Genomic DNA, 14,596 nt, shown 5'->3' with positions numbered 1-14,596 from the left:
ACCTCTCAGACCTCTTCGACCGAGCTGGGCTCGCGGCGGGACAGGTCGATGCCGAGCTCCTCGGCGGCGCGGAAGACGTCCTCCTCCGCGTCCCGGAGCTCGATCTGCGAGCCGTCCTGGCTGAGCACCTCGACGTTCAGGCAGAGCGACTGCATCTCCTTGACGAGCACCTTGAACGACTCCGGGATGCCGGAGTCGGGGATGTTCTCGCCCTTGACGATGGCCTCGTAGACCTTGACGCGCCCGGGGACGTCGTCGGACTTGATCGTCAGCAGCTCCTGCAGGGCGTAGGCGGCGCCGTAGGCCTCCATCGCCCAGACCTCCATCTCGCCGAACCGCTGGCCGCCGAACTGGGCCTTACCGCCCAGGGGCTGCTGCGTGATCATCGAGTAGGGGCCGGTCGAGCGCGCGTGGATCTTGTCGTCGACGAGGTGGTGGAGCTTGAGGATGTACATGTAGCCCACCGAGACCGGGTCCTTGAACGGCTCGCCGGAGCGGCCGTCGAACAGGTTGGCCTTGCCGGTCCCGTCGATCAGGCGGACGCCGTCGCGGTTGGGGATCGTCGACCCGAGCAGGCCGGTGATCTCGTCCTCGCGGGCGCCGTCGAAGACCGGGGTCGCGACCTTGGTGCCGGGCTCGGCCTTGTCGGCGTGGATCTTGATGAGCCGCTGCTTCCAGCCGTCCTTGTCGCCGGCGCCGGGCTGGTCGCTCAGCTCGAGGTCCCAGCCCTGCTTGGCCAGCCAGCCGAGGTGCAGCTCGAGGATCTGGCCGATGTTCATCCGGCGCGGCACACCGAGCGGGTTGAGCACGACGTCGACCGGGGTGCCGTCCTCCATGAACGGCATGTCCTCGATCGGGAGGATCTTGGCGATGACGCCCTTGTTGCCGTGGCGTCCGGCGAGCTTGTCGCCGACCGAGATCTTGCGCTTCTGGGCGACGTAGACCCGCACCAGCTGGTTGACGCCGGGGGGCAGCTCGTCGCCGTCCTCGCGGTCGAAGACCCGGACGCCGATGACGGTGCCGGACTCGCCGTGCGGGACCTTCATCGAGGTGTCGCGCACCTCGCGCGCCTTCTCGCCGAAGATCGCGCGGAGCAGCCGCTCCTCGGGGGTGAGCTCGGTCTCGCCCTTGGGCGTGACCTTGCCGACCAGGATGTCGCCCGTGGTGACCTCGGCGCCGATGCGGATGATGCCGCGCTCGTCGAGGTCGGCCAGCATCTCCTCGGAGACGTTGGGGATGTCGCGGGTGATCTCCTCGGGCCCGAGCTTGGTGTCGCGGGCGTCGACCTCGTGCTCCTCGATGTGGATCGAGGTGAGGACGTCCTCCTGCACCAGGCGCTGGCTGAGGATGATCGCGTCCTCGTAGTTGTGGCCCTGCCACGGCATGAAGGCGACGAGCAGGTTGGTGCCCAGCGCCATCTCGGCCTTGTCGGTGCACGGACCGTCGGCGATCGGCGACCCGACCTCGACCCGGTCACCCTCGAGGACCAGCGGGCGCTGGTTGATGCAGGTGCCCTGGTTGGAGCGACGGAACTTCGCCAGCTTGTACGTCGTGTACGTGCCGTCGTCGTTCATCGTCTCGACCAGGTCGGCCGAGACCTCCTTGACCACGCCGGCGTGGTCGGCGACGACCACGTCACCGGCGTCGACGGCGGCGCGGTACTCGATGCCGGTGCCGACGAGCGGGGAGTCACTGGTGATCAGCGGGACGGCCTGGCGCTGCATGTTGGCGCCCATGAGCGCGCGGTTGGCGTCGTCGTGCTCGAGGAACGGGATGAGCGCGGTGGCGACCGAGACCATCTGCCGCGGCGAGACGTCCATGTAGTCGACCTCGGCGGCCAGGATCTCGGAGACCTCGCCGTCGCGCTGGCGCACGAGCACCCGCTCCTCGACGAACTTGCCGTCCTCGTCGAGGATCTGGTTGGCCTGCGCGATGACCTCGCGGTCCTCGTCGTCGGCGGTGAGGTAGTCGATCTGGTCGGTGACCCGGCCGTTCTCGACCTTGCGGTAGGGCGTCTCGACGAAGCCGTACGGGTTGATCCGGCCGTAGGAGGCCAGCGACCCGATCAGACCGATGTTGGGACCCTCGGGGGTCTCGATCGGGCACATGCGGCCGTAGTGCGATGGGTGGACGTCGCGGACCTCCATGCCGGCGCGGTCGCGGGAGAGACCACCCGGGCCGAGCGCGGAGAGCCGACGCTTGTGGGTCAGGCCGGCGATCGGGTTGGTCTGGTCCATGAACTGCGAGAGCTGGGAGGTGCCGAAGAACTCCTTCAGCGCCGCCACGACCGGGCGGATGTTGATCAGCGACTGCGGCGTGATCGCCTCGACGTCCTGGGTGGTCATCCGCTCGCGGACCACGCGCTCCATCCGGGCCAGACCGGTGCGCAGCTGGTTCTGGATGAGCTCGCCGACCGTGCGCATGCGCCGGTTGCCGAAGTGGTCGATGTCGTCGGGGCCGACCTCGATCTCACCGGCGGGGGCCGGCACCGTCTCGCGGCCGTCGTGCAGCGCGACGATGTACTTGATCGCGTTGACGACGTCGGAGATGGTCAGCGTCTGCTGGTCGAAGGCCTCGACCAGGCCGAGCTTCTTGTTGATCTTGTAGCGACCGACCTTGGCCAGGTCGTAGCGCTTGGGGTTGAAGTAGTAGTTCTTCAGCAGCGTCAGGGCGGCCTCGCGCGTCGGCGGCTCGCCGGGACGAAGCTTGCGGTAGATGTCGAGCAGCGCGTCGTCGGGACCCTGGGTGTGGTCCTTCTCCTCGGTGAGCTGGATCGACTCGAACTGACGCAGCTCGGCCATCACGGCCTCGTAGTCGTAGGCCTCGCCGGTGTCCTCGGCGACGGCCTGCAGCGCCTTGAGGAGCACGGTGATGTTCTGCTTGCGCTTGCGGTCGAGGCGGACGCCGACCAGGTCGCGCTTGTCGATCTCGAACTCGAGCCAGGCGCCGCGCGAGGGGATCAGCCGCGAGGTGTAGATGTCCTTGTCGGACGTCTTGTCGGCGGTGCGCTCGAAGTAGACGCCGGGGCTGCGGACCAGCTGGGAGACCACGACGCGCTCGGTGCCGTTGATGACGAAGGTGCCCTTGGGGGTCATCAGGGGGAAGTCACCCATGAAGACCGTCTGGCCCTTGATCTCACCGGTGTCGTTGTTGGTGAACTCGGCGGAGACGTACAGCGGGGCGGAGTAGGTGAAGTCCTTCTCCTTGCACTCGTCGACGGAGTACTTGGGGTCGTAGAAGACGGGGTTCTCGAACGAGAGCGACATCGTCTCGGAGAAGTCCTCGATCGGCGAGATCTCCTCGAAGATCTCCGTCAGCCCCGACTTGCGGGAGACGTCCTCGCCGTTGGCGAGGCGGCGCTCGACGACGGCGTCCCACTTCTCGTTGCCGACCAGCCAGTCGAAGCTGTCGGTCTGCAGGGAGAGGAGCTGCGGAACCTCGAGTGGTTCCTCGATCTTTGCGAACGAGATGCGGCGGTTGTTGCCGGTCGTGCTGGTGTTGCGAGTGGCAGAGGTGCTGCGCGCGGCCAAGAGAGATCCTTCGACGTCAGTCGCGAGAGAGCGTCGGACCACCACAACATCGCCACCGGGCAGGCAGATGCGTATCTGAGGGCAGACGCAAAGCGCCACGATACACGAATCTCGGGCGCGCGACAATGACGGCTTGCGCCACGACGACGAGCGTGGGTCGATGATGAACTGCCAGCGGCCCCGGGTCAAGCACCCGGCGCCGATCGGGACGTCCTAGTCGCCGCAGACGCCGCCGGGGTCGGTGATCAGGCAGTCGACCTTCCAGGTGCCGTCGACGTCGAGCATCCGCATCGTGACCTGGTCGCGGGAGACGTCGTCGCGCTGGGCGTTGCGGATCGGGCGGTTGACGAAGAGCAGCACGTCGACGCGGTCGGCGCCGGTGCGCACGATCCCGGAGGTCACCACCTGGGTGGTGACGATGGTCTGGGTGTTGGGGGCGTTCTCCTCGACGTAGCCGGCGAAGTTCTGCTCGTACTCCTCGGCGTAGTCGTCGGTCATGAAGGAGACCGCCGCGGCCCGGCTCGCCTCGAGGTCGCGGTAGTCGAAGGAGAGGACCGGGACGACGGCCGCCTCGGCGGCGGTCTGCGCGGCGGCGATCTCGCGCTCGTCGGGCAGGCCGGCCTCGTCGCCCTCCTCCTCGCCACCGAGCACGAGGGCGAGCACGGTCGCGGTCACCAGCGCCAGGGCGAGCAGGCCGAGCAGCACGGCGAGGCCGATCCGGACCGGGCCGGGCCGGCCGGACCCCGGCACCGCGGTCGCACCGTCGGCGTCGGCGTCGGCGTCCGAGTCGGTGGTGCCGGCCTTCGCGGGCTTGTCCAGGGTGACGGTCGGCGCCGGTGCCGGGGCGTCCGGGACGTCGTCGTGGTCGTGGTCGACCTTCGCGGCCGGGACGTCCACGGCGTCGTCCGGCACGTCGTCGTCCGGCTCGTCGTCGGCCTCCTGGGCCGCGAGGTCGGCGTCGTGCGCCGCGCGCCGCTCGGGGTCGAGCAGCACCTCGGCGGCCCGGTTGCGCTGCTTGAACCGGCGGTCGGTCGGGGAGAGGCCGGCGACGGCCTCACGCCAGGCGGCCTCGATCTCCGCGGCGGTCGCCGACTCCTCGACGCCGAGCACGTCGTACCAGCTGGGGATCATCGCAACGCTCCCCACGCGTCGAGGGCGGCGGCCAGCGTGTCCAGGCTGCCGGACACGGCGGCGCGCCGTGCGGCGCAGGGCTCGGTGTCGGCGGTGGCGCACGTCGCGCCGAGGCCCGAGACGGCCCGCACCACGTTGCCGGCGGCGCCGCGGGTGGCCGGGACCAGCTCGGCGACGAGCGGCGGCGGGGCGCCGACGAAGACCTGGGCGTCGGGGTTGGCGGCGGCCTGCAGGCTGCGGACCAGGGTGCGCGCGGCGTCGGAGACGGCCTGCGGGGCCTGGGCGCAGGCGCGGTCGACGGGGCTCGCGGGCTCCGGGAAGCCGCACTCCGCGAGAGCGGCGACCGCCTCGTCGATGACGACCCGGCGGTTGGCGACGACCTCGGCGTAGCGCTGCACGACCGGCGAGGTGGACTGCGCACCCGGCGTGGTCGTCGGCGCCGGTTCGTCGGTCTGCTCGCCGGGCACCTCGCCCTGGACGGGCACGAAGTCGTCGACGAGCCAGTCGCCGCCGGTGCGGACCAGCTTGACCTGGATCCGGAACAGCAACGGCTCCTCCTCGATCCGGCCGTCCTCGTCCGGGTCGGGGTAGGACTGGCGCAGCGCGCCGGTGACCAGCACCGACGCGAGGTCGGCGTCGAGCGACTCGGTGCCGGCGGCGTAGATCTCCACGGTCCGGGAGAGCCCCGCCTGGGCGACGGTCTGCTCGGCGAAGGTGACGTTCTTCTCGAAGTCGACCGCGAACTTCGGCGTGATCACCTCGCGCACCCGCTCGACGTAGCCGGGCATCGCGTTCTGCTCGTCGAGGTCGGAGGGACCGTAGGTGTTGAGCCGCAGCACGAACTTGTTGGCCTGGCTCGTCACCTGCTCACGCGCACGCGACCCTTCCTCCGCAGCCCGGTCGGCACCCGACTCACCGCCGAAGACCTCCCGGACCCGGTCGCCGGTCGAGCCCGAGGTGTCGGCGTAGCGCACGCCGAGGACGACCAGGCAGGCCACGGAGACGACCGCGGCGACCGCGGTGAGGACGGTGAGGGCGGAGCGGGAGCGGGAGCGGGAGCCTACTGACCCGTCATGGGTTGGAGGAACAGCCACTTCCACGACTCCTCTCCGAGCGACCGGGGAGCCACGGTACCGCCGGACCCGTAGAGCGACGGACGGCCCTGGGTCTCCTCGTCGGGCCAGCTGAGCTCGCCGGTGGCCTGGTCGTAGTAGAGGTCGGGCTCGGTGTAGCCGGTCGCGGCGCGGGGCGGCAGGTTCTGGGCGCCACGGGCGTTGGTCTTGGTCGGCGGCTCGGTGCACCGGGCGTCCTCGTTCATGCCCGGGTCGGTGAACCGGTCCTGGGGCGAACGCCGGTCGGTGCCCTCGTAGCCGGCGCGGCAGGGCTCGGTGGTGCTCAGGATCAGGCCGAAGTGGGCGTCGATGCGGCCGCCGGGCGTCTTGGACGCGACGGTGAAGCTGCCCTCGACGACGTAGGGGTAGAGCACCAGGAACTGCTGGAAGCCGTTCAGGTTCTTGACCACGACCTCACCGGTCGTGACCAGGTTGTTGAGCAGCGAGGCGACCTCGGCGCGGTTCTCCTCGATGAAGGTGCGCAGCTGGTTGGCCGCCTCCGAGCCGTTGTCGATCACGCCGATCAGGTCGTCGTTGGCGCCCGCGAGCGTGCCGCTGAACAGGGCCAGCTGGTCGGCGAAGGTCCGCAGGTCGCTGGCCGAGTCGACCTGGGTGTTGAGGACGACGTTGCTGTCCTCGATCAGCTTGGTCGTGATGTCGAAGTTGGCGTCGGCCGCCTCGATGAACGAGTTGCCGGTGTCGATGATCCGCTGCAGGTCGTCGCCCGTGCCCTGGAAGGCCTTGCCGAGCTCGTCGATGGTGGTGCGCAGGGCCTCCTGGTCGACCGAGCCGACCGTGGTGGACAGGTTGGCGAGGAGCTCCTCGGTCTGGATCGGCGTCCGGGTGTCCTCGAGGGCGATCTCGGCGCCGTCGTCGAGCGGCTCGCCCTCGTCGACCTGCGGCTGCAGGTCGACGAACTGCTCCCCCACCGCCGAGCGGTTGCCGACCTCGGCGATGGAGTCGGCGGGGATGTCGTCCCACTTGTCGTCGATCTCCAGGACGACGTCGACGCCCTCCTCGGTGAGCTCGAGGCGGTCGACGGTGCCGATGCCGGTGCCTCGGTAGGTGACCTCGGCGCCGGCGAAGATGCCGCCCGCCTCGGCGAAGTGGGCGGTGACCTCGTAGCTGTCGTCGCGCACCGCGCGGTCGAGCTTGGCGTAGCGCGCGCCGACGTAGGTGACGCCGAGCAGCGTGATGATCACGAAGACCAGCAGCTGCAGCTTGGTCCGGCGGGTGATCATCGCAGCACCATCCCGGGGGTCAACAGGCTCACCAGAGCAGGGTCGTAGGTCTCGGCCAGCTCGCCCAGGGTGGGACCGCCGACCGTGGCTCTCGGGCCGGAGCCCGCGGCCGCCGGACGGTTGAGCAAGCCGTCGAGCCCGCCGAGGGGGAGCTGGGGCACGACCGGCAGGCCGGGCTGGCCGCCGCCGCGCGGGCCGCCGAGGAGGCCGCCGTCGAGCAGCCCGCCGAGCAGGTCGCAGACGGGGTTGCGGGGGGTGGACTCGCAGATCGAGTTCACCAGACCCTTCAGGCACCGGCGGTTGAACCTCTCCGCGCACGCGAACAGCGCGTCCTGCGCCTTCTGGCACAGCTCCTCGAAGTCGGGCAGCGGCCCGACCTGCGGGATCTGGGCCAGCGGCGTGCACGGGATGCCGGGCAGCTGGAGCTGGGCGAGGTCGAGCTCGAGGTCGATGGAGAGGTTGGTGTAGTCGCCCATGTGCAGGTTGCGGGCCACCTGGGGGTCGCGCCCCACGACCTCGTCCACGAACGGGTAGGTCAGGAAGGTGTTGAAGGAGTTGACGAGGTCGTCTCCGGAGTTGGCCAGCTGGGTGAGCGTCGGCTGCAGCTGGCGCAGGGTGGTGATCGTGTCCTCCTTCGTCCGGCGGATCACCCGGACGCCGACGTCGCCGAGCCGGTCGAGCGCCTGCAGCATCCGCACCAGGTCGTCACGCTGCCGGTCGATGGACAGCAACGCGCTGGGCAGCTGCTCGAGGGCGAGGTCGATCTTGGGCTGCTGGCGGCGTACCTCGATGGCGAGCCCGTTGAGGGACTCGATCGCGGCGACGATGTCCTCCTTGTTCTCGTCGAGCTGGCCCATGAAGTCGGCGACCTGCGTCAGCAGCGACCGCACGGAGTCCTCGCGGCCCTCCAGCGCGGCGCTGACCTCGGTCGAGATCGTCTTGACCTTGTCGAGCCCGCCGCCGTTGAGCAGCAGGCTGAGCGCACCCAGCACCTCCTCGACCTCGGGGTTCTTGCCACTGCGCTCGAGCGGGATCTCGGCACCGTTGGCGAGCAGCGCCTGCTCGGCACCGGCCTCGGGAGCCGCCAGCGAGACGAACTTCTCCCCCAGCAGGCTGGTCTGGCGGATCGTCGCCACGGCGTTGGCCGGCAGCTCGGTGTCGTTGCGGATCTCGAGGGTCACCTCGGCGGTGTAGCCGTCGAGGTCGACCGAGGTCACCTTGCCGACGCTGACGTCGTTGACCTTGACGCTGGACTGGGGCACCAGGTCGAGGACGTTCTCGAACTGGACCGTGACGGTCATCGGGTCGTCGCCGGTGTCGGCGCCGCCGGGCAGGGGCAGCTCGTAGACGTCGAAGTCGCACCCCGACAGCAGGGCACTGCCGAGGACGAGCGCGAGGACGGTGCTCAGGAGACGCTTCACCGGGCCGCCGCCTCCTTGGTCGTCACGGGCGGCACGATGCCGCCCAGGGTGGGGTCGTAGGTGCTCTGGTAGAGCGACCCGCTCCCGGGTCCGAACGTCGCCACCCGCGGCAGGGGCAGACCCTCGATGAGGTCGCAGAGCTTGCCGTCGGGGTCGTTGCCGCTGACCAGGGCGCACAGGAGCGCGGACGGGTTGTCGAGCAGCTCGCGCTCGAGGTTGCCGAGGTTGGCGTTGGTGTCGAGGGTGCCGGCCTCGGGGTTGTAGGTGAGCTGGAGGTTGTTCAGCGCCAGCGGCGCGATCCGCAGCGTCTCGTCGAGCGCGGCGCGCTGCCGGACCAGCACCTTGGCGAACCGGTTGAGGCCCTTGATGTCGGTCTTGAGGACGTCGCGGTTGTCCTGGACGAACGTGCCGACCTCGTCGAGGGCGACCGCGAGGTTCTCCAGGGCCCCGGCCAGCTCCTGCCGCTCGTCGGCGAGCAACGAGGACACCCGGCCGAGCGAGCTGTTGAAGTCGCGCACGGTCTGGTCGTTCTCGGCCAGCGTGGTGATGAACTTCTGGAGCTCGGCGGCCGCGCCGAAGAGCTCCTCCTTGTTGTTGTCCAGGGTGGTGCTGAGCCGACCGAAGTTCTGGATCGTGCGGTTGAACTGGTTGCCCTGGCCGCCGAAGTTGTCGGCCGTGACCTCCAGCAGGTCGGTGAGCGCACCGGTGGAGTTGGCGCCGTTGGGCCCGAGGGCGACGGTGAGCCGGTCGATGTTGGCGTAGATCTCGTCGAGCTCGAGCGGCACCGCGCCGACGGCGGTCAGCTCGGCGTCGTCGGCGATGGCCTGGTCGCCGTCGGTGAAGGCCGGCGTGATCTGGACGTAGCGGTCGCCGACGATGGCGGGCGAGATCAGCACCGCCTTGGCGTCCTCGGGGATCTCGACCTCGGGGTCGTAGGTCATCTCGACCTTGACCCGGGTGCCGACGGGGGTGATCTTCTCGACGCGGCCGACGGCCACGCCGAGCACCCGGACGTCGCTGCCCTCGTAGAGCGAGACGGTCCGCGGGAAGTAGGCGGTGAGCTGCTTGTCGTCGTCGCCACCGCGGAACAGGACGATGCCGGCCACGGCGACCAGGATCAGGATGACGAGCGGGACGACCGCGCGCTTGAGGGGGTCCATCAGCCGATCCCCGTCCCGGTGCTGGGGATGGGCGGGAAGTTCTGGATGTAGGTGTCGAACCACGGGCCCGTGCCGAGGGTGTTGGCGAAGACCCGGTAGAAGGGCGCCATCAGCCGAAGCGCGTTGTCGAGGTTGTTCTCGTTCTTGTTGATCACGTCGAGCGTCTCGTCGAGCTGGGTGAGCGCCGGCTTGAGGTCGGCCCGGCTCTCCCGGATCAGGGCGGTCAGCTCCGAGCTCAGGGTCGAGGTCGAGACCAGCAGCTGGTGGAGCTGCTCGCGACGCTGGAGCAGGGCTTCGAAGAGCACGTCGGCGTCCTCCATCAGCGCGACGATGTCCTGGTCGCGGTCGTCGAGCACGGTCGAGACCCGCTTGAGGTTCTGCAGCAGCGAGTTGATCTCGTCGTCGCGGTCGGCCAGGTTCTCCGACAGGTCGGACAGGCCGGCGAGCGCCCCGCGGAACTCCTCGGGCGTGTTGCGGGTGAGGTCGGCGAGCACCGAGAGCGACTCGGTGAGCTGGTCGGTGTCGATGTCCTGCTCGGTGGTGCCGTCGCCGATCGTCTCGGCCAGGCCCTCGAACGCGTCGACGACGTCGAACGGCTCCTCGGTGCGCTCGACCGGGATCGTCGCGCCCTTCTTCAGCTGGTCGTCGCCCGCCGGCTCGAGGGAGAGGTACATCGAGCCGAGCAGGGTCTTGACCCGGATCGCCGCCGCGGTCTGGGTGCCGAACTCCTCGTCGGTCTCGATGTTGAAGGCGACCTTGACCTGGCCGTCGTCGATCTCGATCGAGTCGACCTTGCCGATGCGGACGCCCGCCATCCGGACCTCGTCGCCGGTCTGCAGGCCGCCGCTGTCCTCGAACATCGCGTAGTAGGTGTCGCCGCCGCCGATCAGCGGCAGGTCCTGGGCCCGGAAGGCGGCCAGGAGCAGCAGCACGATGGTGGCGATGCTGACAGCGCCGATGATCACCGGGTTGCGCTCGCGGAAGGGCTTCATCGCCGCTCCTCCGTCCTGGGCTGGGTCGTCATCCGAGATCACACCTCTCGCCGCCGAGGCCATCGATCTCCGGGATCTTGACCTCGGCGCCCGCGGGCAGCTTGACCGTCCCCTTGAAGTCGCACAGGTAGAAGTTGAACCAGGAGCCGTAGATGGCGGTGCGGCCGATCTTCTCGAGCTTGATCGGCAGCACCTGGATCGCGCGGTCGAGCTCCTGCTTGTTGTCGTTGATGTTCTTGGTCAGGCGCCGCAGCTGCTTGATGTCCTCGACGAAGGGCGGTCGGACGCCCTCGACGAGCTCGGCCGTCTCCTCGGCCAGGAGCGTGACCTGGTCGAAGGAGTCGAGGATGGCGTCGCGGTCGTCCTTGAGGCCGGCGACGAGCTTGCGGAAGTTCACGATCAGCGCCGAGAGCTGCTCGTCGCGGTCGGCGATGTGGTCGAGCACGAAGTCGAGGTTCTCCAGCAGCTCACCGATGACGGCGTCGCGGCTGGCCAGCTCGCTGGTCACCGAGGCGGTGCTCCGCAGCAGTCCCTCGAGCGTGCCGCCCTCGCCCTGGAAGACCTGTATGACCTCGAACGACAGCCGGTTGACGTCGTCGGGGTTCAGCGCCTCGAAGAGCGGCTTGAAGCCGTTGAACAGCTCGGTGAGGTCGAGCGCCTCCTCGGTACGGGACTCGGGGATGGTCTCCCCCTCGTCCAGCAGCCCGGTCTCGCCCTCGCCCTGGCTCAGCGAGAGGTAGCGCTGGCCGACCAGGTTGCGGTAGCGGATCGCGGCGTACGTCGACTGCGTGAGCTCGGTGCCGTCGGCGACGGTGAAGGTGAGCTCGGCCATCTTGGCGGGACCGTTGCCCTCGCCCTCCCCCTCGACGATGTCGATCCCCTTGACGGTGCCGACCTTGACCCCGGCGACGCGGACGTCGTCGCCCTCGACGACGCCGGTGACGTCGCTGAAGACGGCGCGGTACTCCCGGGTGCCCTGGAAGCTGATGTTGCCGATCACGATCACCAGCAGGCCGGTGGCCATGATCGTGACCACCATGAAGATGACCAGCTTGACCAGCGCGCTGGAGGTCTGCTTGTCGAGGAGCTTCATCGCGTGCTCACCTTCGCCCCGCGGGCCATCGTGCTCAGCAGCAGCGGACCGAGGTCGCCGACCTCCTCGGGCGTGACCCCCAGGGTCGGGGCGATCAGCTCGCGGTAGAGGTCGTACTCGCCCGTGGTGCCGTGCCAGCCCTTGCCGTCGCGCATCAGGTAGCCGGTGGCCGCGCGGGAGGTGCCCTTGCCCGTGTTGCGGTCGACGCCGTCGTTGAAGTTGGGGACCCGTCGGACGGGGTTGGCCTGCGACCACGGGGGGTTGGGCAGCTCGAGGCAGCTCGGCCCGCTGTTCTCGGCGATCCGCGGCCGGTCGTTGACGTCGTACGGGCGCGGCTGGCGCGGCAGGGTCTCCAGGACGATGTGGAGGGTGAAGTCGCGGAAGGCCTCTGCCTGCCGCTTGCCGGCGTTGACGATGCCCGCGGTCAGGCACGGGAACTCGATGGAGTAGCGCGCGAGCACCCGCAGCGTGGCGGCGCTGAGCCGCCCGAGGTCGACGAGGTTCTCCTCGTTCTCGGCCAGGAAGGAGCCCGCGGTGTCGGAGAACGCGGCGACGTCGTTGAAGACCGCCTTCAGGCGGTCCTCGCGATCCTCCAGCGTGCCGGTGGTCAGGACGGTGTTCTCGAGCACCTCGCCGACCTCGGGGAGGATCTCGTCGTAGATCTCGGCGACGTCGGAGGTCAGCCGGAGGTCCTCGACCAGCTCGGGGATGCGCGGGTTGAGCCGCTGGAGGTAGGCGTCGAGGGTCTCGATGTTCTCGCCGAGCTGGTCACCGCGTCCCTCGAGGGCCGTGGCCAGCGCCGTGAGGGTCATGTTCAGGTCGGCCGGCTGCACCGTCTGGAGCAGCGGGTAGAGGTCGGCGAGCACCTTCTCGACCTCGGTGGCCACCTTGGTCTTGGTGATCCGGTCGCCGGCGGCCAGCGAGGCGTCGGCGGGCTCCTCGGGGTAGACCAGCGAGACGTACTTCTCGCCGAACAGGGTCTTGGGCACGATCGAACCGGTGACGTTGGCCGGGATCTGGTCGATCTGGTCGGGGTAGATGCCCAGCTCGACCTCGGCGCCGCTGGCGGTCGCCTCGTAGTCGAGGACCTCCCCCACGATCACGCCGCGGATCTTGATGTCGGCGCGCTTGGGCAGCTGCAGGCCGATGGAGGAGGTCTCGAGCGTGACCTCCTCGTAGTCGGCGAACGCCTTGGTGAACGTCGCGTAGGTGAGGTAGCCGCTCAGGAGCAGCAGCGACACGAAGACGACGCCGAGCACCCGCGGGTGGAAGAAGATCTTCTTCACCGTCTCAACCCGCCAATCTCACGGTCGTCGTGGTGCCCCAGATGGCCATGGACAGCAGCAGGTCGATGACGTTGACGGCCACGATGCTGGTCCGGACCGCACGACCCACCGCCACGCCCACGCCCGCGGGACCGCCCGAGGCCGTGTAGCCGTAGTAGCAGTGGATGAGGATGACGACCACCGAGAAGACCAGGACCTTGCCGAAGGACCACAGCACGTCTCCCGGTGGGAGGAAGACGTTGAAGTAGTGGTCGTAGGCCCCTGGACTCTGGCCGTAGAACTGGGTCACCACCAGCCGGCTCGCGACGTAGGAGGAGAGCAGGCCGACGACGTAGAGCGGGACGATGGCGATCAGGCCGCCGATGATGCGGGTGGTGACCAGGAACTGCATCGACGGGATGGCCATCACCTCGAGGGCGTCGACCTCCTCGGAGATGCGCATGGCGCCGAGCTGGGCGGTGAAGCCGCAGCCGACCGTCGCGGCCAGCGCGATGCCGGAGACCAGGGGGGCGATCTCCCGGGTGTTGAAGTAGGCCGAGACGAACCCGGCGTACACCGACGTGCCGAGCTGGTCGAGCGCGGCGTAGCCGGACAGGCCGACCTGCGCGCCGGTGAAGAACGTCATGCCGAGGATGACCCCGACGGTGCCGCCGATGACGGCCAGCGCCCCCGAGCCGAGGGTGACCTCGGCGAGGATCCGCAGGATCTCCTTGGGGTAGCGGGTGACCGAGCGGGGGGTGGCGGCGAGCGCGCGGATGTAGAACCCGAGCTGGTTGCCGAGGTCGTCGAGGGAGGTCAGCGGCTTCTGGTAGACCGCCTTGAGGTTGGCCATCGCTCGCCCCCCTAACCGGTCTTCGGTGGCACGAGCTGGAGGTAGATCGTGCTCATGACGAAGTTGACGACGAACAGGAGGAGGAAGGTGATGACGACCGACTCGTTGACCGCGTCGCCGACGCCCTTGGGGCCGCCGCCGGCGTTCATGCCCTTGTAGGACGCCACGATCGCGGCGATCAGCCCGAACACGGCCGCCTTGAGGAGGCCGACGTAGAGGTCGGGCAGCTGGGCGAGCGCGGTGAAGCTGGCGATGTAGGCGCCCGGTGTGCCGTCCTGGAGGAGGACGTTGAAGACGTAGCCGCCGGCGACGCCGACCACGCTGACCAGGCCGTTGAGGAACACCGCGACCAGGATGCAGGCCAGGACGCGGGGCACCACGAGACGCTGGATCGGGTCGATGCCGAGCACCATCATCGCGTCGAGCTCTTCGCGGATCTTGCGCGCGCCGAGGTCGGCGGCGATGGCCGACCCGCCGGCTCCGGCGATGAGCAGGGCGGTGCCGATCGGAGCCGCCTGCTGGATCACCGCGAGCACCGAGGCGGAGCCGGTGAAGGACTGCGCGCCGAACTGCCGGATCAGGCCGCCGACCTGTAGGGCGATCACCGCGCCGAAGGGGATGGCGACCAACGCGGTCGGGATGATCGTCACCGAGGCGATGAACCACGCCTGCTGGAGGAACTCCCGCAGCTGGAAGGGTCGGCGGAACAGTCCGCGCGCCACGTCGAGGGCGAAGGCGAAGAGTCCGCCCGCAGCCCCGACCGGGCGCAGGACGCGCGCCGACGTGAGAGATGACATC

The 14,596-nt window shown here is 69.3% G+C and carries 11 protein-coding genes; all 11 read right to left on the bottom strand.

Going from position 1 to position 14,596, the window contains the following annotated elements:
• Nucleotides 1-5: 5 nt before the first annotated feature.
• Nucleotides 6-3,530 carry a DNA-directed RNA polymerase subunit beta gene (rpoB, locus tag AC4MBH_RS03165; RefSeq protein WP_491792880.1) on the bottom strand — a complete coding sequence of 1,175 codons (3,525 nt, stop codon included), beginning with the start codon at nucleotides 3,528-3,530 and terminating at the stop codon, nucleotides 6-8.
• 213 nt (nucleotides 3,531-3,743) lie between these two features.
• Complete coding sequence (locus AC4MBH_RS03160) at nucleotides 3,744-4,661, bottom strand: J domain-containing protein (protein WP_491792879.1); 918 nt, start codon at nucleotides 4,659-4,661, stop codon at nucleotides 3,744-3,746.
• Nucleotides 4,658-5,755 (bottom strand): hypothetical protein, encoded by a 1,098-nt coding sequence (locus AC4MBH_RS03155; protein WP_491792878.1) that lies wholly within the window; start codon nucleotides 5,753-5,755, stop codon nucleotides 4,658-4,660. The genes AC4MBH_RS03160 and AC4MBH_RS03155 overlap by 4 nt, the downstream gene beginning before the upstream one ends.
• The gene (locus tag AC4MBH_RS03150) at nucleotides 5,722-7,014 is read right to left on the bottom strand and encodes an MCE family protein (RefSeq protein WP_491792877.1); all 1,293 of its coding nucleotides are present in this window, start codon (nucleotides 7,012-7,014) and stop codon (nucleotides 5,722-5,724) included. The genes AC4MBH_RS03155 and AC4MBH_RS03150 overlap by 34 nt, the downstream gene beginning before the upstream one ends.
• On the bottom strand, nucleotides 7,011-8,435 hold the full coding sequence (locus AC4MBH_RS03145) for an MCE family protein (protein ID WP_491792876.1): 1,425 nt from the start codon (nucleotides 8,433-8,435) through the stop codon (nucleotides 7,011-7,013). The genes AC4MBH_RS03150 and AC4MBH_RS03145 overlap by 4 nt, the downstream gene beginning before the upstream one ends.
• Nucleotides 8,432-9,595: an MCE family protein gene (locus AC4MBH_RS03140; RefSeq protein WP_491792875.1), complete on the bottom strand. Its 1,164-nt coding sequence runs from the start codon at nucleotides 9,593-9,595 to the stop codon at nucleotides 8,432-8,434. The genes AC4MBH_RS03145 and AC4MBH_RS03140 overlap by 4 nt, the downstream gene beginning before the upstream one ends.
• Nucleotides 9,595-10,587 carry an MCE family protein gene (locus tag AC4MBH_RS03135; RefSeq protein ID WP_491792874.1) on the bottom strand — a complete coding sequence of 331 codons (993 nt, stop codon included), beginning with the start codon at nucleotides 10,585-10,587 and terminating at the stop codon, nucleotides 9,595-9,597. Before AC4MBH_RS03135 ends, AC4MBH_RS03140 begins: the two co-directional genes overlap by 1 nt.
• A 28-nt stretch (nucleotides 10,588-10,615) precedes the next feature.
• A complete protein-coding gene (locus AC4MBH_RS03130; RefSeq protein ID WP_491792873.1) occupies nucleotides 10,616-11,680 on the bottom strand; it encodes an MCE family protein in 1,065 nt (354 codons plus the stop codon).
• Entirely contained in the window at nucleotides 11,677-12,966 is a 1,290-nt protein-coding gene (locus AC4MBH_RS03125) for an MCE family protein (protein WP_491792872.1), read from the bottom strand. Before AC4MBH_RS03125 ends, AC4MBH_RS03130 begins: the two co-directional genes overlap by 4 nt.
• A 4-nt stretch (nucleotides 12,967-12,970) precedes the next feature.
• Nucleotides 12,971-13,798, bottom strand: coding sequence for an MlaE family ABC transporter permease (locus AC4MBH_RS03120; RefSeq protein WP_491792871.1), 828 nt, complete (start codon nucleotides 13,796-13,798; stop codon nucleotides 12,971-12,973).
• Nucleotides 13,799-13,809: 11 nt separating this feature from the next.
• On the bottom strand, nucleotides 13,810-14,595 hold the full coding sequence (locus AC4MBH_RS03115; protein WP_491792870.1) for an MlaE family ABC transporter permease: 786 nt from the start codon (nucleotides 14,593-14,595) through the stop codon (nucleotides 13,810-13,812).
• Nucleotide 14,596: the final 1 nt, after the last annotated feature.

The organism is Nocardioides sp. WJ219 (assembly GCF_058559815.1).
This window is presented reverse-complemented; position numbering and strand designations above follow the sequence as displayed.